The sequence below is a fragment of the Cryobacterium serini genome (assembly GCF_004404025.1).
Taxonomy (GTDB): Bacteria; Actinomycetota; Actinomycetes; order Actinomycetales; family Microbacteriaceae; genus Cryobacterium; species Cryobacterium serini.
The window spans coordinates 1-19,515 of sequence record NZ_SOHN01000019.1 but is presented as its reverse complement, the minus strand read 5'-3'; the positions used below and the strand labels follow the sequence as shown (position 1 = coordinate 19,515).

Annotated in this window: 20 protein-coding genes and 1 pseudogene; 14 read left to right on the top strand and 7 right to left on the bottom strand. The window is 63.8% G+C overall.

Going from position 1 to position 19,515, the window contains the following annotated elements:
• Positions 1-48 precede the first annotated feature (48 nt).
• A complete protein-coding gene (purU, locus tag E3T51_RS15675; protein WP_134530678.1) occupies positions 49-963 on the bottom strand; it encodes a formyltetrahydrofolate deformylase in 915 nt (304 codons plus the stop codon).
• 120 nt (positions 964-1,083) lie between these two features.
• On the opposite strand from purU, the gene E3T51_RS15670 reads away from it, so the two are divergent.
• On the top strand, positions 1,084-1,767 hold the full coding sequence (locus E3T51_RS15670) for a GntR family transcriptional regulator (protein WP_134530677.1): 684 nt from the start codon (positions 1,084-1,086) through the stop codon (positions 1,765-1,767).
• Positions 1,768-1,858: 91 nt separating this feature from the next.
• A complete protein-coding gene (gene holA, locus E3T51_RS15665) occupies positions 1,859-2,914 on the top strand; it encodes a DNA polymerase III subunit delta (protein ID WP_104191852.1) in 1,056 nt (351 codons plus the stop codon).
• 29 nt (positions 2,915-2,943) lie between these two features.
• Here the strand turns inward: holA and E3T51_RS15660 are convergent, their stop codons facing one another.
• From E3T51_RS15660 to E3T51_RS15650, 3 genes are all read right to left on the bottom strand, one after another.
• On the bottom strand, positions 2,944-3,570 hold the full coding sequence (locus E3T51_RS15660; protein ID WP_134530675.1) for a hypothetical protein: 627 nt from the start codon (positions 3,568-3,570) through the stop codon (positions 2,944-2,946).
• Between the two features lie 168 nt (positions 3,571-3,738).
• Entirely contained in the window at positions 3,739-4,002 is a 264-nt protein-coding gene (gene rpsT, locus E3T51_RS15655; protein WP_092339797.1) for a 30S ribosomal protein S20, read from the bottom strand.
• A 523-nt stretch (positions 4,003-4,525) separates the two neighbouring features.
• Positions 4,526-5,254 carry an alpha/beta fold hydrolase gene (locus E3T51_RS15650; RefSeq protein ID WP_134530674.1) on the bottom strand — a complete coding sequence of 243 codons (729 nt, stop codon included), beginning with the start codon at positions 5,252-5,254 and terminating at the stop codon, positions 4,526-4,528.
• A gap of 154 nt (positions 5,255-5,408) precedes the next feature.
• Between E3T51_RS15650 and E3T51_RS15645 the strand changes: the two genes are divergently transcribed.
• The 4 genes from E3T51_RS15645 to hemW all read left to right on the top strand — a co-directional run bounded on the left by E3T51_RS15645 (position 5,409) and on the right by hemW (position 10,468).
• A complete protein-coding gene (locus E3T51_RS15645; protein ID WP_134530673.1) occupies positions 5,409-6,632 on the top strand; it encodes an amidohydrolase in 1,224 nt (407 codons plus the stop codon).
• A 72-nt stretch (positions 6,633-6,704) separates the two neighbouring features.
• On the top strand, positions 6,705-8,555 hold the full coding sequence (gene lepA, locus E3T51_RS15640) for a translation elongation factor 4 (protein WP_134530672.1): 1,851 nt from the start codon (positions 6,705-6,707) through the stop codon (positions 8,553-8,555).
• Between the two features lie 5 nt (positions 8,556-8,560).
• Positions 8,561-9,211, top strand: a complete 651-nt coding sequence (locus E3T51_RS15635; RefSeq protein ID WP_134530671.1) for a DUF1990 family protein — start codon at positions 8,561-8,563, stop codon at positions 9,209-9,211.
• A gap of 33 nt (positions 9,212-9,244) precedes the next feature.
• Positions 9,245-10,468, top strand: a complete 1,224-nt coding sequence (hemW, locus tag E3T51_RS15630) for a radical SAM family heme chaperone HemW (protein ID WP_134530670.1) — start codon at positions 9,245-9,247, stop codon at positions 10,466-10,468.
• Here hemW and E3T51_RS15625 read toward each other — a convergent pair.
• Positions 10,465-10,872, bottom strand: coding sequence for a DUF4870 domain-containing protein (locus tag E3T51_RS15625; protein WP_241989384.1), 408 nt, complete (start codon positions 10,870-10,872; stop codon positions 10,465-10,467). The genes hemW and E3T51_RS15625 overlap by 4 nt on opposite strands.
• A 136-nt stretch (positions 10,873-11,008) precedes the next feature.
• Entirely contained in the window at positions 11,009-11,497 is a 489-nt protein-coding gene (locus E3T51_RS15620) for a DUF4870 domain-containing protein (RefSeq protein WP_134530669.1), read from the bottom strand.
• Positions 11,498-11,726: 229 nt separating this feature from the next.
• Between E3T51_RS15620 and hrcA the strand changes: the two genes are divergently transcribed.
• The 8 genes from hrcA to era all read left to right on the top strand — a co-directional run bounded on the left by hrcA (position 11,727) and on the right by era (position 18,877).
• Positions 11,727-12,746, top strand: a complete 1,020-nt coding sequence (gene hrcA, locus E3T51_RS15615) for a heat-inducible transcriptional repressor HrcA (RefSeq protein ID WP_134530668.1) — start codon at positions 11,727-11,729, stop codon at positions 12,744-12,746.
• A 67-nt stretch (positions 12,747-12,813) separates the two neighbouring features.
• A complete protein-coding gene (dnaJ, locus tag E3T51_RS15610; RefSeq protein WP_134530667.1) occupies positions 12,814-13,920 on the top strand; it encodes a molecular chaperone DnaJ in 1,107 nt (368 codons plus the stop codon).
• A 1-nt stretch (position 13,921) separates the two neighbouring features.
• Positions 13,922-14,662 (top strand): 16S rRNA (uracil(1498)-N(3))-methyltransferase, encoded by a 741-nt coding sequence (locus E3T51_RS15605; RefSeq protein ID WP_134530666.1) that lies wholly within the window; start codon positions 13,922-13,924, stop codon positions 14,660-14,662.
• 35 nt (positions 14,663-14,697) lie between these two features.
• Entirely contained in the window at positions 14,698-15,075 is a 378-nt protein-coding gene (locus E3T51_RS15600; RefSeq protein WP_134530665.1) for an HIT domain-containing protein, read from the top strand.
• Positions 15,076-15,151: 76 nt separating this feature from the next.
• Complete coding sequence (locus tag E3T51_RS15595; protein ID WP_134530825.1) at positions 15,152-16,165, top strand: PhoH family protein; 1,014 nt, start codon at positions 15,152-15,154, stop codon at positions 16,163-16,165.
• A complete protein-coding gene (gene ybeY, locus E3T51_RS15590) occupies positions 16,162-16,626 on the top strand; it encodes an rRNA maturation RNase YbeY (protein WP_104191839.1) in 465 nt (154 codons plus the stop codon). The genes E3T51_RS15595 and ybeY overlap by 4 nt, the downstream gene beginning before the upstream one ends.
• Positions 16,626-17,963, top strand: coding sequence for a hemolysin family protein (locus E3T51_RS15585; protein WP_174844606.1), 1,338 nt, complete (start codon positions 16,626-16,628; stop codon positions 17,961-17,963). The genes ybeY and E3T51_RS15585 overlap by 1 nt, the downstream gene beginning before the upstream one ends.
• Positions 17,960-18,877, top strand: coding sequence for a GTPase Era (gene era / locus E3T51_RS15580; protein ID WP_104191837.1), 918 nt, complete (start codon positions 17,960-17,962; stop codon positions 18,875-18,877). Before E3T51_RS15585 ends, era begins: the two co-directional genes overlap by 4 nt.
• A gap of 225 nt (positions 18,878-19,102) precedes the next feature.
• On the opposite strand, the pseudogene E3T51_RS16975 reads toward era, so the two are convergent.
• Positions 19,103-19,515: pseudogene (locus tag E3T51_RS16975) on the bottom strand (hypothetical protein); the annotation flags it as partial.

The following is a 19,515-nucleotide window of genomic DNA, read 5'->3' as shown; positions in this document are numbered from 1 at the left end:
CTACTGGTATTCGTGAGTGTCGATCTCTGCTCGTTTGGTGGCTTCGATTTAGCGGAACACGACGGTGCTGGTCCGATCCAGGAGCACACGGTGTTCGCAGTGCCAGCGGACGGCCCGGGAGAGGGCCAGCGCTTCGGCGTCCTGTCCGACGATCGAAAGAGCGGTCGGTCCATAGCTGTGGTCGACCCTAATGACTTCCTGTTCGATGATTGGCCCCTCATCTAATTCCGCAGTCACGTAGTGAGCCGTGGCTCCAACAAGCTTTACGCCACGGTCGTAGGCCTGGTGGTAAGGGCGTGCACCCTTGAATCCTGGGAGGAAGGAATGGTGGATGTTTATAGCGCGGCCTTCCAAAGAGCGGCAAAGATCATCGGACAGTACTTGCATGTACCGGGCAAGTACGACGAGGTCGATGTTGTGCTCGTCCACCAGTTCCAGCAGGCGCTGCTCGGCGTCTGATTTGGTTTCAGGAGTGACCGGGAGGTACATAAAGTGGACGCCGGCGGCCTCAACCATGGCCCGGTGCGTTTCGTGGTTGGATACCACAAGGGCGATATCGCCCTGGAGGCTTCCGCCCCGCCAGCGAAAGAGCAGGTCGTTGAGGCAGTGCCCGAATTTAGACACCATTACGAGGATGCGTTGCTTCGTCTCGTCATGAAAGCTAAATTTCATGTCGAAGCGGTCAGCAATCGAACGGAATTCTTCCTCGAGCCCGTCGGGGGTGTTGACAGAGGGACCCGAGAAGGCGGTGCGCAGGTGCAGGGTTTCACGGAGGCCGTCATCGAACTGCTGGTGTTCTTCGATGTTGAAGCCACGCTCAAAAAGAAACGTGGTGACCGCGTGCACGATGCCTGCGCGTTCGACGCACGACAGGGTGAGAACGAACTTTTTCGACTGGACTTCCCCAGTAACCTCCGGCTGAGGCAGCGTGCTGGTAGATGAGTCTGTCGCCATTAGCGTCATGTCTCCGCCCTTAGATATATTCTCAAAATTGCCACTGATATATTAGAATTAGGTGCCAGCGTATACTGGTCATTGATAGAGGTCAATAGCGTTGCTGCTTGAATTGAAAGAGGTCCACGGATGGCTGTTGAAGCCTGGGTGAGTGCTGGTGATGTTGCCGCAAAAAGGTCGTTGGCGGATGTTGCGTACGAACGTATTCGGGACCGGCTGCTGACCCTGGACATCCAGCCCGGCGGTCTGCTTAATGATGATGAACTCGCCAAGGACCTTGGCGTCGGGCGGACACCGGTGCGCGAAGCTTTGAAGCGCCTGGAGCTCGATCGCCTCGTTGTCTCCTACCCGCGCAGAGGAACTTTCGCGACGCGCGTGGAGGTTACTGACCTTGCGTTCATTTCCGAAATCCGAATGCAGCTTGAACCCCTTGCCGCTTCCCGGGCTGCCCGCGTGGCTACGGCGTCTGCCAGGGAACAACTGCAGAAGGTCATGCACGCCGTTGAGGCATTCGACGCGAGCGCAGCGTCCGTTGTCGAAACACTTCGGCTGGATGCCAGCGTGCACCGAGGCATCTATGCGGCTGCCGCCAATCCCCACCTCGAAGATGTCCTGATCCGCTACGACAATCTCGCGACACGTATTTGGTGCATGGTCTTGGATCGCCTGCCCGACTTGTCCCGGCACGTCCGTGAGCATTTGGACCTGCTCCGTGCCGTTATCGACGGAGATGAGGCAGGAGCCGCTAACCTCGCGCGGATCCACGTCAGTGGCTTCGAGCACGCGGTACGCGAAGCTCTTTTCGCCGCCTGAGGAAGGCGCCGCCGAGCAGGAAACTCGAGCGCAGCCGTCAGTGGTGCGGGATAGGCTAATTTCACACCCGCATCAAATCAAGGAGATCGCTTTGGCCGCACGACCCGCCACAACCGGCTCTCGGGCCGGCAAGGCAGCCACCGCCCGACCGAATAAGGGCACGGTCATTCCTCAGTTGGGCTGGCATGAGGTGCGTCCGGCCCCGATCGTGCTCGTCTCCGGCACCGAAACATTTCTCGCCGAGCGGGCCATTCGCCAGCTGCGCGATTTTCTCAAGCTTGAAGACCCCAGCCTTGAAATCAGCGACGTGCAGGCCGACAGCTACGCGCCGGGTGAGCTGCTCACCCTCGCGAGTCCCTCGTTGTTTGGTGAGCCGCGCCTGATTCGGGTCAGCAATGTTGAAAAATGCAGCGACACTTTTTTGGCTGAGGCGCTGGACTACCTGGAGAACCCGGCCGACGATACCTATGTCGTGCTGCGGCACGGCGGGGGAGTGCGCGGCAAGAAGCTCCTCGACACCATCCGCGGTGGACTCGGCGGCGCGATCGAAATTGTCTGCAGCGAACTCAAGAAGGACACCGAGAAATACGAGTTTGCGTCCAACGAGTTCAAAGCCGCTGGCAAACGGGTCACGGTCAGTGCCCTGCGCCAGCTCGTGGCGGCGTTCTCTGACGATCTGGCCGAACTCTCCGCCGCTTGCCAGCAGCTCATTTCTGACGCGACGAGCGAGGTCACCGAAACCACGGTCGATCGTTACTACGGCGGTCGGGTCGAAACGAACGCGTTTAAAGTAGCCGACTGGGCCATCGCTGGCCGCAACGGTGAGGCGTTGGTGACTCTGCGGCACGCTCTGTCTTCGGGGGCCGATCCGGTGCCCATCGTCGCGGCGTTCGCGATGAAGATTCGCACTATGGCCAAGGTGTTCGGTGCCCGTGGCGGGTCAGCGCAGCTTGGCGCACAGTTCGGCCTGGCACCGTGGCAGGTGGAACGTGCGCAAAAAGACCTACGCGGCTGGAGTGATGAGGGCCTGGCCCGCTGTATCCTCGCGCTGGCCGAAACGGATGCCGCGGTCAAGGGCGCCGGGCGCGACCCGGTTTTCGCGCTGGAACGCTTGATCGGCGTCATCTCCCGTCGCGGCGAGCATTAGCGGTCGCCGGTGCATCGTGGCGGCAGAGCTCAGCGGTCGCCGGCGTCCGCGACCGTGATGCTTGAGCGGTTCAGGTAGAGCCAAACTCCGTGCTGAAAACTCGGGTTTCCGCAGACCCGGCTGGCCACCCAAACCGGCAGCAGAGTCGACGAACTGGCCAGATCGGTCGGCGTAGCCAGGGCTTCGAACGATGACGGCAGGCTCGGGCAGTATTCGAGTTGCACTCGCCCGGTGATCTCGGTGAACTGCACCGACACCGGTCGTTCGGCGGGCGGCGTCAAGATGCGTAATGCTCCGACGGCGGCGACGGCCAGCAGGGCGGAGACCGCGAACACTGCACCGAGCCTCGAGCGCAAGTGGATGCGCCGAGCCAGGCGCGCAGACCGTGCAGGTTCGAGGTCCCCGGGGTCGTGCTGCCCCGCCGCGGCTGCACCAAAGTAGAACAAGATTCCAATGACTAGAAGCACGATCGAGGCCAGCAAGATGAGCAGCTGGTGACGCGGACTGCCGGACACCGCATCGTTCGCGAGGACAGCCAGCCACACCGCGACGACGAAGGCTACGGCGCTGAGCAATGCGGCGACAAAACGAGCGTGCGCACGCTGATGCAGAACGCTTTCGGCGGTGCTAAAACTCGCCGGCGGGGTGCTCTTCACCGCGTCAGTCTAGTGGGGTCACTGGCCCAGCACTGCTGCTTATCAATTCGTGCCGGGCACGCTGTCAACAACAAGAAAACCCCCGCCGATGTGGCGGGGGTTTCTGTGCAACGAAGGCATTAGCCGCTCGTTGGGAGCCGGGACAAATACCTCACGTGCGGGTGTTGACTAGACGAGTGCGGAAACGGCCTTCGCGATGGCCGACTTCTTGTTCGCAGCCTGGTTCTGGTGGATGACACCCTTGCTGACGGCCTTGTCGAGCTTCTTGGAAGCAAAGGCGAGACCGACGACGGCCTTGTCCTTGTCGCCAGCGGCAATCGCGGTACGAGTCGCGCGAATCGCGGACTTGAACTCGCTCTTGACGGCCTTGTTGCGCTCCTGGGCCTTCTTGTTGGTGCCAATTCGCTTGATCTGCGACTTGATATTTGCCACGTTTTTTACGCTTTCGTTAGGTTCTAGTACGGACAGCCGTTCAGCGGGTAGAGGGCGCTTGAGCGGCGAAAATCGTGCGGGGTGGGACCCAACACGCAAGCCAACCACTAACGCTACCAGTAATCGGCCCGACCCCCAAACCGCACGAGCCCACTCACGCGGTACCGGATGCCAGATCACGCAGCTCCCACGCATCGTGAAAAGGGGTTGGTGACGAGCTACTGCAGGGTCTGCTCCAGGTACTGCTCGAAGTCCGTGCAGACCAGGCGGCCGATCGCCCCGTTGACGATGGGAAGTTGCGGCGGAACATGCTCGCACTCGACGTTTTGCGATGATGGGCACGCCGATGTTCATGCACTCCCCGACCTCAACCTGGAACCCGCGATCTTCCAGACTCTGGATCGCGAAGTCGGGTCGCGGCCACCCGTCCAGGCGGCTGCGCAGGCCAAGCGGATGACCGCGCCCGCTTGGCCGCGGGTAGTCCCCGCTGCTACCGGTCGCCCCGCAAGCGGATGCCCTGGCCTCAGGCCGTCGGCGACACCAGTCCGGTGATCCGCAGCAGTATGGCCGTGAAGAGCTCCGGTTGAGCGAGGCTCGACAGGTGCGTCGCCCGTGGCACCAGGACGACCTCCCCGGTGCGGCAGGCAGCCAGAAAACGGCGCTCGTTCAGCCGAAAATGATCCAGCGCTCCGTTGACCAGCCAGACCGGACCGGGATACGCGGCGAGGCTGGTTAGCGGAGTCAGCGTCGACGTCGCCTGCAGCCCGGAGTCCATCACGTCGAGCGCGGCGCCGCCCGCAAGCACATCGCGGGCGCCCGCGGCGGGTAGCAGGAGACGCACCAGGTTCTCGTGCAGCCACAAGCCTCGATCGGGCAGTCGATGAATGGCCCGGGCCAACAACCGATAGCCCTCGAGAAATACGCCCAGGGGTACGGCGCTACAACCGGCCGCTACCAGCCCGGCCACGCGATCGGGGTGCTCGGCGGCGTAGGCGACGGCGTAATAGCCGCCGAGAGAGAGGCCGACGAGCAGCACCCGGCCGCCGAGCGCTGCCACTCCGTCGTCGATGGCGGCGAGCGCTGCCGGTACTGTGAACGGCTCGCTCATCCGCTGCCCGTGGCCGGGCAGATCGATCGCGAGCACCGGGTAGCCGGCCGCTCGGAGCGCCTGCTCCTGATAACGCCACATCGTGGCCGAGGTACGGATGCCGTGCACGAGCAGAACCGGCACAGGGGCCTCGGAAGTCGCCATGCCCGTGAGCATAGTCAGCCGCAGGACCAGTCAGCTGGGCGTCCGCCCCTGGCTGCGCCAAACCGTTCTGATCAGCGGCCCAGCCGGCAGCGCGCGGGGACCCACAAGGCGCGCGGTCTACTTCGTTGCTGCGCAACATGCCTAGGCTGAAGTTATGACAACTGCGCCCACGCCCACTTTGACCGCCATCATCAATGCTCGCGTCGTTCCGGTTCTCGGCGACACCATCCCGAAGGGTACTGTGCTGATCGAGAACGGTCGCATTCGCGCCATTGGTGCCGATCTGAGTGTTCCCAGTGGCGCAGAAATCATCGATGCGAGCGGCAAATGGGTGCTTCCCGGTTTCATCGAAGCGCACGGGCACGTGGGCATCCACGAAGAGGCAAACGGATGGGCCGGCAACGACACCAACGAAATGACCGGTCCGAACATGGCCGCGGTTCGAGCCATCGACGCCATCAACATTGACGACGAGGGCTTTCGCGATGCGCTCTCCGGTGGAGTCACCACGATCGTGGTCAAGCCCGGCTCCGGCAATCCGATCGGCGGCCAGTCGGTTGCGATCAAGAGCTGGGGCGGCCGCACCATCGACGAACAGGTGATCAGCGACTCGGTGAGCATCAAGAGCGCCCTCGGCGAGAACCCCAAGCGGGTCTATGGGGAGAAGTCGCAAACCCCGAGCACCCGCCTCGGCGTCAGCCTAATTATCCGCCAGGCCTTCGTCGACGCGCAGAACTACGTCGAGGCGCGTGATGCCGCCGCGAAGAAGGGCGACGCGTTCACCCGCGACCTCGGCAAGGAAGCCCTGGCCAGGGTGCTCTCCGGCGAACTGGCCTGGGACCAGCACGTACACCGCCACGACGACATTGCCACGGCCATCCGCCTGGCCGAAGAATTCGGTTATCGTCTCGTGATCAACCACGGCACGGAAGGCCACAAGATCGCCGAGGTGCTGGCCGAGAAGAACATTCCGGTCATCTTCGGTCCGATGCTCACCGCGCGCACCAAGGTCGAACTGCGCGACCGCGCCATCGGCAACCTGGCCGTGCTTGCCGCCGCCGGTGTGCGCGTCGCCATCACGACCGACCACCCCGTCGTCCCGGTGAACTTTCTCGTGCACCAGGCCTCCCTGGCAGTGAAGGAGGGGCTACCGGTGCAGACCGCGCTCGAGGCCCTCACCGTCAACCCGGCTGTGATCCTCGGCCTCGACTCCCGGGTCGGGTCACTCACCGTGGGACTCGACGCCGATGTCGTCGTCTGGTCTGGCGACCCGCTCGACCTCGGCTCGCGCGCCGAGCTGGTGCTCATCGACGGCGTCGAGGTTTACCGCCACAGTGACGGTTTCGGCCGGGTCGTGGAGCGCGCGCACCGCGCCTGAGCCGAGTCGGCCAGCGCTTGGCGGCTCGGGGAGACGGTACAACCCGGCCGAGCATGGAAGAATAGACGGACTATGTCACCGAGAGCCCTTCACGCGCTGGAACCGGCCGCCACGGCCCCCGAGTTCATTCGCAATTTTTGCATCATCGCCCACATCGACCATGGCAAGTCGACGCTCGCCGACCGGATGCTGCAGATCACCGGCGTCGTCGACGAGCGCTCCATGCGGGCCCAGTACCTGGACCGCATGGATATCGAGCGGGAACGTGGCATCACCATCAAGAGCCAGGCCGTGCGCATGCCGTGGGAGCTGGACGGCGTCACCTATGCGCTGAACATGATTGACACCCCCGGCCACGTCGACTTCACCTACGAGGTCTCGCGCAGCCTCGCCGCCTGCGAGGGCGCCATCTTGCTGGTCGACGCGGCCCAGGGCATCGAAGCCCAGACCCTCGCCAACCTCTACCTCGCCCTTGAGAACGATCTCACGATCATCCCGGTGCTCAACAAGATCGACCTGCCGGCGGCCGACCCCGACAAGTACGCCCGTGAACTCGCGAGCCTCATCGGCGGACGCCCCGAAGATGTGCTGCGCGTCTCCGGCAAGACCGGCGCCGGGGTCCAGGAACTGCTCGACCTCGCCACGACCATGATTCCCGCGCCCAAGGGCAACCCGGATGCCGCCGCTCGCGCCATGATCTTCGACTCGGTCTACGACAGCTACCGCGGCGTCGTCACGTACGTGCGCATGATCGATGGGCACTTGAAGGCCCACGAAAAAATCCAGATGATGTCGACCAAGGCGACCCACGAGATCCTCGAGATCGGTGTCATCTCGCCCGAACCGATGGAAAGTAAGGGGCTCAAGGTCGGCGAGGTCGGCTACCTGATCACCGGCGTGAAGGATGTTCGGCAGTCCAAGGTCGGCGACACCATCACGACCGCCCTCCGCCCGGCGACCGACGCGCTCCCCGGCTACAACGAACCGCAGCCCATGGTGTTTTCCGGGCTGTACCCCATCGACGGCAGCGACTACCCGGCGCTGCGCGAAGCGCTCGACAAGCTCAAGCTCTCCGACGCCAGTCTCGGGTACGAGCCGGAGACTTCCGTCGCTCTCGGTTTCGGCTTTCGCTGCGGCTTTCTCGGCCTGCTTCACCTTGAGATCATCACCGAACGCCTCGAACGCGAGTTCAACATCGACCTCATCACGACGGCGCCGAGCGTGCCGTACGAGGTCACCACCGACGATAAACGCACCATCACGGTGACCAACCCGAGCGAATATCCCACCGGCAAGATCGCCAAGGTGCTCGAACCCATGGTCAAGGCAGCCATCCTTGCGCCCAAGGACTACGTCGGCGTCATTATGGAGCTGTGCCAAAGTCGCCGCGGCACCCTGCTCGGCATGGAATACCTCGGCGAAGACCGGGTCGAGATTCGCTACACAATGCCGCTCGGCGAGATTGTGTTCGACTTCTTCGACATGCTCAAGGGCCGCACCGCCGGCTACGCCTCGCTCGACTACGAGCCCTCCGGCGAGCAGGAAGCCGACCTGGTCAAGGTCGACATCCTGTTGCAGGGCGAGCAGGTCGACGCGTTTTCTGCCATCGTGCACCGCGACAAGGCCTATGCCTACGGCGCGCTCATGACCGGTCGCCTGCGCAAACTTATCCCGCGCCAGCAGTTCGAGGTTCCCATCCAGGCCGCGATCGGCGCCCACATCATCGCCCGCGAGAGCATTTCGGCGATGCGTAAGGACGTGCTCGCCAAGTGCTACGGCGGTGACATCTCGCGCAAGCGCAAACTGCTGGAGAAGCAGAAAGAGGGAAAGAAACGCATGAAAATGGTCGGCCGGGTCGAAGTTCCCCAGGAAGCGTTCATCGCCGCGCTGTCGGGGGACATCGAGACGAAAGACAAGAAGTAAAGCGGATGCGCAGGGCTACTTTCACCGACGCCGCTGTCAGCTACGCTGCCATCGGCGGCACGCTGGCGCCCGACCTGATGAGCTATCCGCCCAAAGGGTACCGACCAATGGAACAGAGCGTCCGGCTGGGCAGCTCAAAGGAACGTTTTGAAGCGGCGACGAAGCTGCTGATGACGTGGGGGATCCAGCGCGGCAGCGGCATGGAGGTGACCGATCTTGAAAACGGCACCGGCGTGCAGTACACCCCGGTGACCTTTCAGCCCGACGGTACGCCGGCGGCCAGCCAGCAGCATCCGGTGAACGAAGCGACCTTCGACGACGACGGCACCCCGTATATCGCCAACGGTATGACCGCGACGCTGAAAATGAAGGTCTGGCTCTTTGCCGTGACCGCGCCGGTGCGCGTGGTCTACGTCATCGACGAGGCCGCCCGCATCGGGTTTGCCTACGGAACTATGACCGGCCACCCCGAGAGCGGCGAAGAATCCTTTATCGTCGAACACCGGGACGACGACTCGGTCTGGCTGACCATCCGCTCCTTCTCGCGGGCCAGCACCTGGTACTACCGCCTGGCCTGGCCGGTGCTGCGCTTTCAGCAGGCGAAATTCACCAAGCTGTACCTGCGGGCCCTGCATCCCGTCGGCGCGATCAAATAACGCGCATCAAATAAAACGTACTGGAGCACTCCCATGGCCGGACCCCACCCCGTCGGCGACCCCGCACCCGACGACGGACTCCTTCCCGCATCAGCGGCCGTTAGTGCGGCCGAACGCGATTTCGGCGTCTACCTGCACGTGCCGTTCTGCCGGGTGCGCTGCGGCTACTGCGACTTCAACACCTACACCGCGACCGAACTGCGCGGCGTCAAACAAAGTGACTACGCCAGCCAGGCCGTGCTCGAGGTGGAGGCTGCCGCCGGCATCCTCACCGCGTCGGGCGTGCCGGCCCGCGAAGTTGCCACGGTGTTCTTCGGCGGAGGCACGCCAACGCTGCTGCCGGTGACCGACCTCGTGAAGATGCTCAGTGCCGTGCGTGACCGGTGGGGCCTGCAGGACGGCGCCGAGGTCACCACCGAGGCCAACCCCGACTCGGTCGATGCCGCCTACCTCGGCGCCCTCGCCGATGCCGGCTTCACCCGCGTGTCGTTCGGCATGCAGTCCGCGGTGCCGCACGTGCTTGCGACGCTTGAACGCACCCACGACCCCGAGCGGGTACCGCTCGTCGTGGAGTGGGCCCGGGCCGCGGGGCTCGACGTGAGCCTCGACCTGATCTACGGCACGCCGGGGGAGTCCCTCGCGAACTGGCGCACGAGTCTCGAACAGGCGCTTAGTTTGCACCCCGACCATCTGAGCGCCTATTCGCTCATTGTCGAAGACGGTACCAAGCTCGCCCGGCAGATTCGCCGCGGTGAGGTCGCTCCGACCGACGACGACCAGCAGGCTGACTTCTACGAGCTGGCCGACGAACTGCTCGCCGCCGCCGGGTACGCCTGGTATGAGGTCAGCAACTGGGCCACGAGCGACGCCCACCGTTCGCGTCACAACCTCGCTTACTGGACCGGCCAGGACTGGTGGGGCGTTGGCCCCGGCGCACACAGCCACGTCGGAGGTGTGCGTTGGTGGAACGTCAAGCATCCGGCAGCCTATGCCGAACGGATGCTGGCGGGCCTCTCTCCGGCCGCCGGCCGCGAGATGCTCGACGCTCCCACCCGTGAGCTCGAACGCATCCTCTTGCAGAGCCGGATCCGCGCCGGAATCCCGGTCGCATCGTTGTCGCCGGCGGGCCGCATCGAGGTCGCCGGACTCATTGCCGACGAGCTCATCAACGCCAAAGCCGCCCTCGCCGGGACAATCGAATTGACCCTGCGCGGGCGGCTTCTGGCCGACGCCGTGGTGCGGCGCCTCAGCGATTAGCTAAAGAATTTGATGCTGAGCGGGTAGGCGTATCCCTGCCCGCGGTTGGCCGCCAGCGCGGCCAGGATCGAGAAGATGATGCCGAGGACGAAGGCCACCGGCAAGATCAGGTATCCAATCAGGATGGCTGTCAACGCGCCCGCCACCACATAGACGATCGCCAGGGTGATCTGAAAGTTCAGCGCCGTCGCGCTGTGAGCGCGAATGAACGGACCACGATCGCGCAGCACGATGTAACCGATGAGGCCGGGTACAAAAGCGAGCAGAATGCCGCCGACGTGAATTAAAGTCGCCCACATTTTCTCGTCAGCGGGGCTCATCGGCTGGTGGGGGACACTCTGCGAATAGGGATTTTGCGGTGGGGTGGATTCATACGGGTTTGTGCGCGGATCGTTCTCGGACATGTGGTCTCCTGTTCGAGCAATTCGGTCTGGTCGTGGCGGTTTCGGCTCGTACTCACCGGAACCATTCGAACAGTTGTGCACGGGCTAATCCTGCCGCAACCAGACTAACCGTCCGAGGGGTGAACTGACCGGTCGGCTACTTGATCAGGCGAATCGACAACGGATATCGGTAGTTTCGGCCATCCTTGGCCTGCATGAACCCGAGGATCGAAAAGATCACCCCGGCCAGCCAGACGAGCCAGCCCAAACCTGCGAGCATTCCGCCGATCCCAAAGGTCACGATGGCGAGGAACGTGGAGACGACGATGACGGCGACAGAGACGATCAGGAGGGTGATCTGAAAGTTGAGCGCCTCTTTTGCTTCGGTGTTGGTGAATCGTCCGCGTTCCTTGAACACCAGCCAGATGATCAGGGAGGGCAGCAGGCCGAGGATGCCGCCAAGGTGCGCGAGCGAGGCCCACTGTCGGTCGTCGGCTTCGGAGAGGGGGGCTGCTGTGAGCGGGGTGCTGTAGGGGCTCCCTCCCGGCTGCTGGCCGTAGCCGGGCTGCTGCCCGCCCTGTGGCTGTCCGACGTTCGGTTCACGATAGTTTGGATCGTTCGGAGGTTGTGACTGTGGATCGCTCATGATCGTCCCCTTCACTAAACGCGCTGGGCGGGTATAACGGTAATTAAACCCTCCCTTCTGGCTGCTGGCAATGGGTCTGCTCGGGCAGTCGCGATATGATTAGCAGTCAGTGGATGCGAGTGCCAACGATGCGCCGGCAAACCTGCGTTCCAGCGTGACTACCGGAGCGCGCGGCAAACGGCATCCGCTCAACTGAAGCTGGACCCCACGAATCAGGAAGGCGGGTGCAATGGTTTCCGACCGTGGCCTCGATGTGTTGCGCGTCATCGTGCAGGACTACGTTGCCTCTCGTGAACCCGTTGGCTCCAAATCCATCGTTGATCGGCACGCCTTCGGTGTCTCCGCCGCCACCATCCGCAACGACATGGCCCTGCTCGAAGAAGAAGACCTGATCGCAGCGCCGCACACCTCGTCGGGCCGCATCCCCACCGACAAGGGCTACCGAGTTTTCGTCGACCACCTCGCCGACCTGCGACCACTCACTCCGGCGCAGCGTCAAGCCATTGAAACCTTCCTGGGTCACCCCGCCGACCTTGACGAGGTGCTCGTGCGCAGTGTGCGACTGCTTTCCCAGCTCACTCATCAGGTCGCGCTCGTGCAGTATCCCTCGGTGTCCCGCGCCAAGGTGCGGCACGTCGAGTTCGTGCCGCTGACCGAGACACGTATTCTGTCGGTGCTGATCACAGATTCCGGCGGGGTGGAACAGCGCGTGATCGACCTGCCGCGTGCGCTCGACGAGCAGACGCTCGTCGAAGTGCGCGCTCGACTCAATGCCGCGGTCGTTGGACTCGGCATGGCCGAGGCCAGAGCAGCCCTCGCCGCGAGCGTGTGGCCGAACGCGCCGATGCTGCAACCGCTCATCGACCTCATCACGAGCACCCTCGCCGACCAGATCGGCACCAACCGCCAGGATAAACTCGTCATGGCGGGGGCAGCGAACCTCGTGCGCACCGAGGAAGATTTCTCCGGCAGCATCTACCCGGTGCTCGAAGCTATCGAAGAGCAGGTCGTGTTGCTACGCCTGTTCGGCGAGATGGAGACCGACCAGCATGGAGTTTCGGTGAGCATCGGCCGGGAGAACGCGGCGTTCGGCCTGCCCGAGGCCAGCGTGCTGACCAGCGGCTATACCGCGAACGGCAACCTTGCCCGCCTGGGCGTGCTCGGTCCCACGCGCATGGATTACTCCAACAACATGGCGGCGGTGCGCGCCGTCGCTCGCTACCTCTCCCGCCTGCTCGGCGAGACCTAAGACTGCTGCTGCCTCGGCGGCTTCATCATTATTTCGAACAACCATCACAACTCAAGGAGAGCCACCTTTGGCTGACCACTACGAAGCGCTTGGCGTTGACCGCGACGCAACGACCGATCAAATCAAGAAGGCCTATCGCCGCCTCGCCCGTGAACTGCACCCCGACGTCAATCCCGGCGCTGAAGCGTCGGAACGCTTTAAAAGCATCACCCATGCCTACGACGTGTTGAGCGACGCGAAACAACGTCAGAAATACGATCAGGGCGGCGGTCAGAACGGCGGCTTCGACGGGCAGAACTTCGGCAACTTCGGCGACATCTTTGAGACCTTCTTCGGCGGGGGCGGCGGCAGCAGCCGCGGTCCGCGCTCCCGCCGCGAACGCGGCCAGGACGCCCTCATCCGGGTTGAACTCGACCTCGATGAGGTTATCTTCGGCACGCACCGCGACCTCGAGGTCGACACCGCGATCGTGTGCGACACCTGCAAGGGCTCCTGTTGCGCCCCCGGAACATCACCGATCACCTGTGACATCTGCCACGGTACCGGCAGCATCCAGCGCGCCGTTCGGTCCCTGCTCGGCAACGTGATGACGTCGAGCCCATGCGGCACCTGCCGCGGCTACGGCACCATCATCGCAACGCCGTGCATGACCTGCTCCGGTCAGGGCCGCGTACGCGCCCGCCGCACGGTTCCGGTAGACATTCCGGCCGGAGTCGACACCGGCCTGCGCCTGCAGATGCCCGGCAGCGGAGAGGCCGGTCCGGCCTCTGGCCCGAATGGCGACCTCTACCTCGAGATGAAGGTGCGCCATCACGACGTGTTCAGTCGCGACGGTGACGACCTCATGTGCTCGCTCGACGTGTCGATGACGAGTGCAATCCTTGGCACCAACGTCACCGTGAAGGCCCTCGACGGCGACATCGAGGTGGAGATTCGCCCTGGTTCGCAAAGCGCAGAGGTGCTCACGATCAAGGACCGTGGCATCACCAAGCTGCGCGGCAGCGGCCGAGGCGACCTGAAGATCGGCATCCACGTGCTGACGCCGACCAAGCTCGACCACAAGGAACGCGACCTGATCGAGCAGTTCGCTGCCCGTTATGCAGCGCCGGCGCCATCCCTGAGCCAGTACCAGCAGGGCTTGTTTGCGAAGCTGCGCGACCGGTTCCTCGGCTGACGTGGCACATTTCTATCTGCAGGAGACGCTCCGGGCGGCGCAGTGTCGCCCGGGGGCGGTCGTTTCTGTTGATGGCGCTGAGGCGCGCCACGCGGTCACGGTCAGCCGGGTGCGTCCCGGAGACCGGCTCCGCGTAGGCAACGGAGCCGGGTTGCTGCTGCAGGGAACGGTGCTGACGGCGGAGGCTACGGTGTTGACCCTGCGCGTCGATGACGCGAGCGAGACCGCGGCGGTGACGCCGCGCATCCGCTTGGTGCAGGCTCTCGCCAAAGGGGATCGCGATGAACTGGCCATTCAGGCTGCCACCGAACTCGGCGTTGACGGCGTCATTCCCTGGGCCGCAGCCCGTTCCATCACCAAGTGGGAGGGCCCGAAGATAGCCAAGGGCCACGAACGCTGGATCAGCATTGTGCGCGAGGCGAGCAAGCAGTCCATTCGGGCTTGGCTGCCAGGCGTCGCCCCGCTTGCCAGCACCAAACAACTGGCCGTACTCGCCGCCACCACACGGATGCTGCTGCTCGACCCGACCGCAAGCGGTCGCCTCACCGAGGTGGCCGCGCCCACCGACGACCGCGACATTCTGCTCGTCGTCGGGCCGGAAGGTGGAATTTCCCCGGCCGAACTGCTCCTGCTGGAACAAGCCGGCGCGACCCAGGTGCGCCTCGGTGACACCGTGCTGCGTACGTCGACCGCCGGTCCTGCCGCCCTCGCAATCCTCAATGCGACCCTGGGTCGTTGGTAGTGCGTGCCGCTGGTAGCGCCGCTTAAGATAGAGGTATGTCTCCTTCCGGTTTTGAACCGACCATTTTCAGCCGCATTATCGCGCGTGAGATTCCGGCGACGATCGTCGCCGAGACCGAACAGATCATCGCGTTTGTCGACATTGCCCCGAAAGCCCCGGTACACGTCGTCATCACCACCAAAGACCCGCAGTACCAGAACGTGGTCGAACTGGCCGCGGGCAACCCGGCCCTCCTGGCCGAACTCGTCGCGGTAGCCGAGCGCATTGCTGCCGAACGAACCAACGGGCAGTTCCGCCTTGTCTTCAACACCGGAGCGGCCGCTGGCCAGACCGTCTTCCACGTGCACGCCCACCTGCTGGGCAGTCCGGAACCGACCGACTCGCTGGGGGAGGACTCGCTTGGCGCCCTCTGAGCCCCACAACGCCAAATCCGGCAGCTCCAGCGCCAGCGTCAACACCGAGTTGCGCTTCACCGTCGACGGCGTCGCCATGGTGCGCCTGCTCGGTCCCGAAGATCGCTACCTGAGCACCATTGAGGCTGCATACCCCAAGGTTGACGTGCACGTGCGCGGCAATGACGTGACCCTGAGCGGCTCGGCCGACGAGGTGGCGGCAGTGCGTCGGCTGATCGAGGAACTGCAATTGGCACTGGGTACTGGCCACGATCTCGGCGAGATCGAAATCGCCACCTCAGCGCGAATGCTCGCCGCCGACAGTTCCTTGAGCCCATCCGCGCAACTCGGCGCCCCCATCCTCACGGCGCGGAACAAAAGCATTCGGGCCAAGTCGATCGGGCAGAAGGACTATGTCGACGCGATCGACGACAACACGATCGTGTTCGGCATCGGCCCGGCCGGAACCGGCAAGACCTACCTGGCCATGGCTAAAGCGGTGCGGGCGCTGCAGAACAAAGAGGTCGAGCGCATCATCCTGACCCGCCCGGCCGTCGAGGCCGGGGAAAGGCTGGGTTTTCTGCCTGGCACCCTCACCGACAAGATCGACCCGTACCTGCGCCCGCTCTACGATGCGCTCGGCGAAATGCTCGACCCGGAGCTCATTCCCAAATTACTTGCTGCTGGCACGATCGAGGTGGCACCGCTGGCCTACATGCGCGGGCGCACCCTCAATGCGAGCTTTGTCGTGCTCGACGAAGCCCAGAACACCACCCCGGAGCAGATGAAGATGTTCCTGACTCGCCTGGGGTTCGGCTCAAAGATGGTCATCACCGGGGACGTCACCCAGATCGACCTGCCGGCCGGCACGAGCGGCCTGAAACTGGTCACGCGCGTGCTCGACGGGATCGACGACATCCACTTTGCGTATTTGACCAGTGCCGATGTCGTGCGGCACTCACTGGTGGGGCGCATCGTCGACGCCTACACCGAGTACGACGCGCACAAGCAGGCCCTACGCCAGGAGAGTGCTGAAGCCCGAGAATTTGCCACCCGTGGCCCCCAGCGCACGAGCGCTTCGGGCCGCAACCCGAAACGGAGTTCCAGTTGAGCATCGAAATCAACAACGAGTCGGCTATCCCGGTCGATGAGGCTGCCATCTTGCGGCTCGCTGCCTTCGCGCTCGACACCATGCATGTACACGCCGACGCCGAACTCGCCATCGTGCTCGTCGATGAGGGTGCCATGGAACAGCTGCACGTGCAGTGGATGGACGAACCCGGCCCCACCGACGTGCTGAGCTTTCCGATGGATGAACTGCGCCCCGGTACCGAAGAGCAGGAGACCCCGCCGGGCCTGCTCGGGGACATTGTGCTCTGCCCGCAGGTCGCCAAGGAGCAGGCAGAAACCGCTGGCCACAGTACCCTCGACGAACTGCTGCTGCTCACCACCCACGGCGTGCTACACCTGCTCGGCTTTGATCACGCGGAACCGGCGGAAGAGAAGGAGATGTTCGGTATCCAGCGCGATATCCTCATCGGTTTCGCCATGCAGGAACGACAACGCCACTGATGCACATCGTCTGGTTCATTTACCCGGCTGTCGTCCTGGTCGTCTTTGCCGGACTGATGGCCGCCGTCGACGCCGCGATCATGACTCAGTCCCGGGCCGACATCGCGAGCATGGTGGCGACTCATCGCGCCAAACGGTCGTTGCAGGCCATCGCCGACGATGCCGGCGCGCACCTTAACGCGATCAATTTCATTCGTATCACCGCCGAGACCACGGCCGCCGTCCTGGTCACGCTGGTCTTCGCGACCACGATCGAGGCCGTCTGGCTGGCTTTGCTGCTGTCGGCGCTCATCATGACCTCGGTGTCGTTTGTGCTCGTCGGTGCCAGCCCGCGCAGCGTCGGCCGGGCCCACCCGGTCGATTTGCTGGCCGCGACTGCGTTGCTCGTCCACATCGGACGCGTTCTGCTCGGACCCATCGCGAATGCCCTCGTCGCCCTCGGTAACCGGGTCACTCCCGGGCGCACCAAACTCGCGACGTTCACCTCCGAAGACCAGCTGCTCAGCATGGTGGACGAGGCGACCGAGCTCGATGTGATTGAGGAAGATGACCGCGAGCTCATTCACTCCATCTTCGAGTTCAGTGAGACGGTCGTGCGAGAGGTGATGATTCCTCGCACCGACATGATTACCATCGACGCCGACGCCAGTATCGACGCGGCAATGGGCCTGTTCCTGAGCAGCGGCACGTCGCGCCTGCCCGTGTTGGACGGTGAGGTCGACGACGTCGCCGGCATTCTCTACCTGCGTGATGTGGCCCGACTGGTTTTCGAGCGGCCCCTCAACGCCCTCCAGCTCACCGTGGCCGACCTGGCCAGACCGGCCGTGTTTGTGCCGGAGTCGAAGAAGGCCGACGAGATGCTGCGGCAGATGCAGTTGGAGTCCAACCACCTGGCCATGGTCGTCGACGAGTACGGCGGAATCGCCGGACTGCTCACCCTCGAAGACCTAATTGAGGAGCTCGTCGGTGACATTTCCGACGAGTACGACCGTGATGTGGTCGAGGTCGAAGACCTCGGCGACGGGCATTTTCGGGTGAGTGCGCGACTTCCGGTCGATGAACTGGGTGAGCTGTTCGATCTCGAACTCGACGATGACGACGTCGACTCGGTGGGTGGCCTGCTGGCCAAGGCTCTCGGTCGATTGCCCGTTGCCGGGTCGGTAGCCTCGGTCAGTGGGCTCAACCTCACCGCCGAGCGCACCGAGGGACGCCGCAAGCGCATCAGCACCGTGCTGGTGGAACGCGATGCGGCTTTGATCGATGCGCAGACCGCATTCCTCCCGGTACCGACGAGTACCCCAAGAACAGTGTCAGATGATGAAGGAGAACGGTCATGACCGGAGCAACCGAGGCACTCCCCGCCGATTATCGAGCGGGATTCGTCTCGTTCGTGGGACGCCCCAACGTGGGCAAGTCCACCCTGACGAACGCGCTGGTGGGCGAGAAAGTGGCGATCACCTCGTCGAAGCCGCAAACCACCCGCCGCGCCATTCGCGGTATCGTGCACCAGAAGAACGGCCAGCTCATTCTGGTGGACACCCCCGGCATCCACCGTCCACGCACCCTCCTCGGTGAGCGACTCAATAGCCTGGTCACCGCGACCCTGGCCGGCGTCGACGTGATCGGCCTGTGCATCCCGGCCAACGAGCCAATCGGCCCGGGCGACAAGTTCATCAACGAGCAACTGGATGCCTTCCCTCGCGCAAAAAAGGTCGCCATCGTCACCAAGATCGACGCGTCCTCCAAAACCAACGTTGCCAACCAGTTGCTGGCTGTTTCGCAGTTGCGGGATTGGGAGGCGATCGTGCCGATCTCCTCGACCAGCCGTATCCAGCTGGACACCCTCGCGGCCGAACTGCTGCGTCTGCTGCCGCACGCGGATGCCCCGCTCTACCCGGCCGACGCCGTCACGGACGAGACCCTCGAATCACGCATCTCGGAGTTCATTCGGGAGGCCGCCCTCGAGGGCGTCACCGACGAGCTGCCGCACTCAATCGCCGTGACCATCGATGACATCATCGAGCGCGACGACCAGGAACTGGTTGAGATCTACGCCAATTTGTTCGTGGAACGAGACAGCCAGAAGGGCATCATCATTGGCAAGTCGGGCAGCCGGCTCAAGGATGTCGGTACCCGCGCGCGCAAGCAGATCGAGCCCCTTGTCGGTAAGCGCGTCTTTCTCTCGCTGCGTGTGAAGATCGCCAAGGAATGGCAGCGCGACCCGAAGCAGCTCGGTCGCCTCGGCTTCTAACCTGTCGGGCAGGCGCCTCGGGTGTCCGCCCGAAACCGTCAACTCGCCCATGTCGCTGATTACACCGTTCGTAAGGCGACGCGCGGGTGACCCGGTCTTGCCTCGGCCTCGCCCCGTCCTCGTCCCGCTGGTAGAGCTGGTCGAGACCGCCATCTCGTGACGTACCGCTGTGTCGGGCTCCGGTCATGGCGGGCGGTGCGGGCGGACGTCTCGACGATGCGAACGTCAGCCGTCTCGTCCGGGCGAACGCCTAGTCTCGGTAGGCGTCGCGCGGGTGACCCGGTCTTGGCTCTTCCCCGTCCCGCGTGTCGAAACCGCATCTCGTGACGTACCGCTGTTTGCGATTCCAGCCAGTGGGGTAGTCGGCAGCAGCGGGTCGAGCCAGAACGGTTCCTGCATGAGCGGATTCTTGCTGGGAAGGGCGATCAGGGTTTGCTCGGGGTCGATTTCGACCGGGGGGTGCAGCCAGTATTGGCCACCCAGTAGCAGGACCTGCCAATGTCGGTTGTGGAGCAGCAGGTGATGCAGTGCACAGAGCAAGATGGCTTGGTCGATGTTGGTGAGTCCTTGATCGGCCCAGTTTTTGATGTGGTGGGTTTCGGTCCACGATGGTGGTTGTTCGCAGCCGGGCCAGCGGC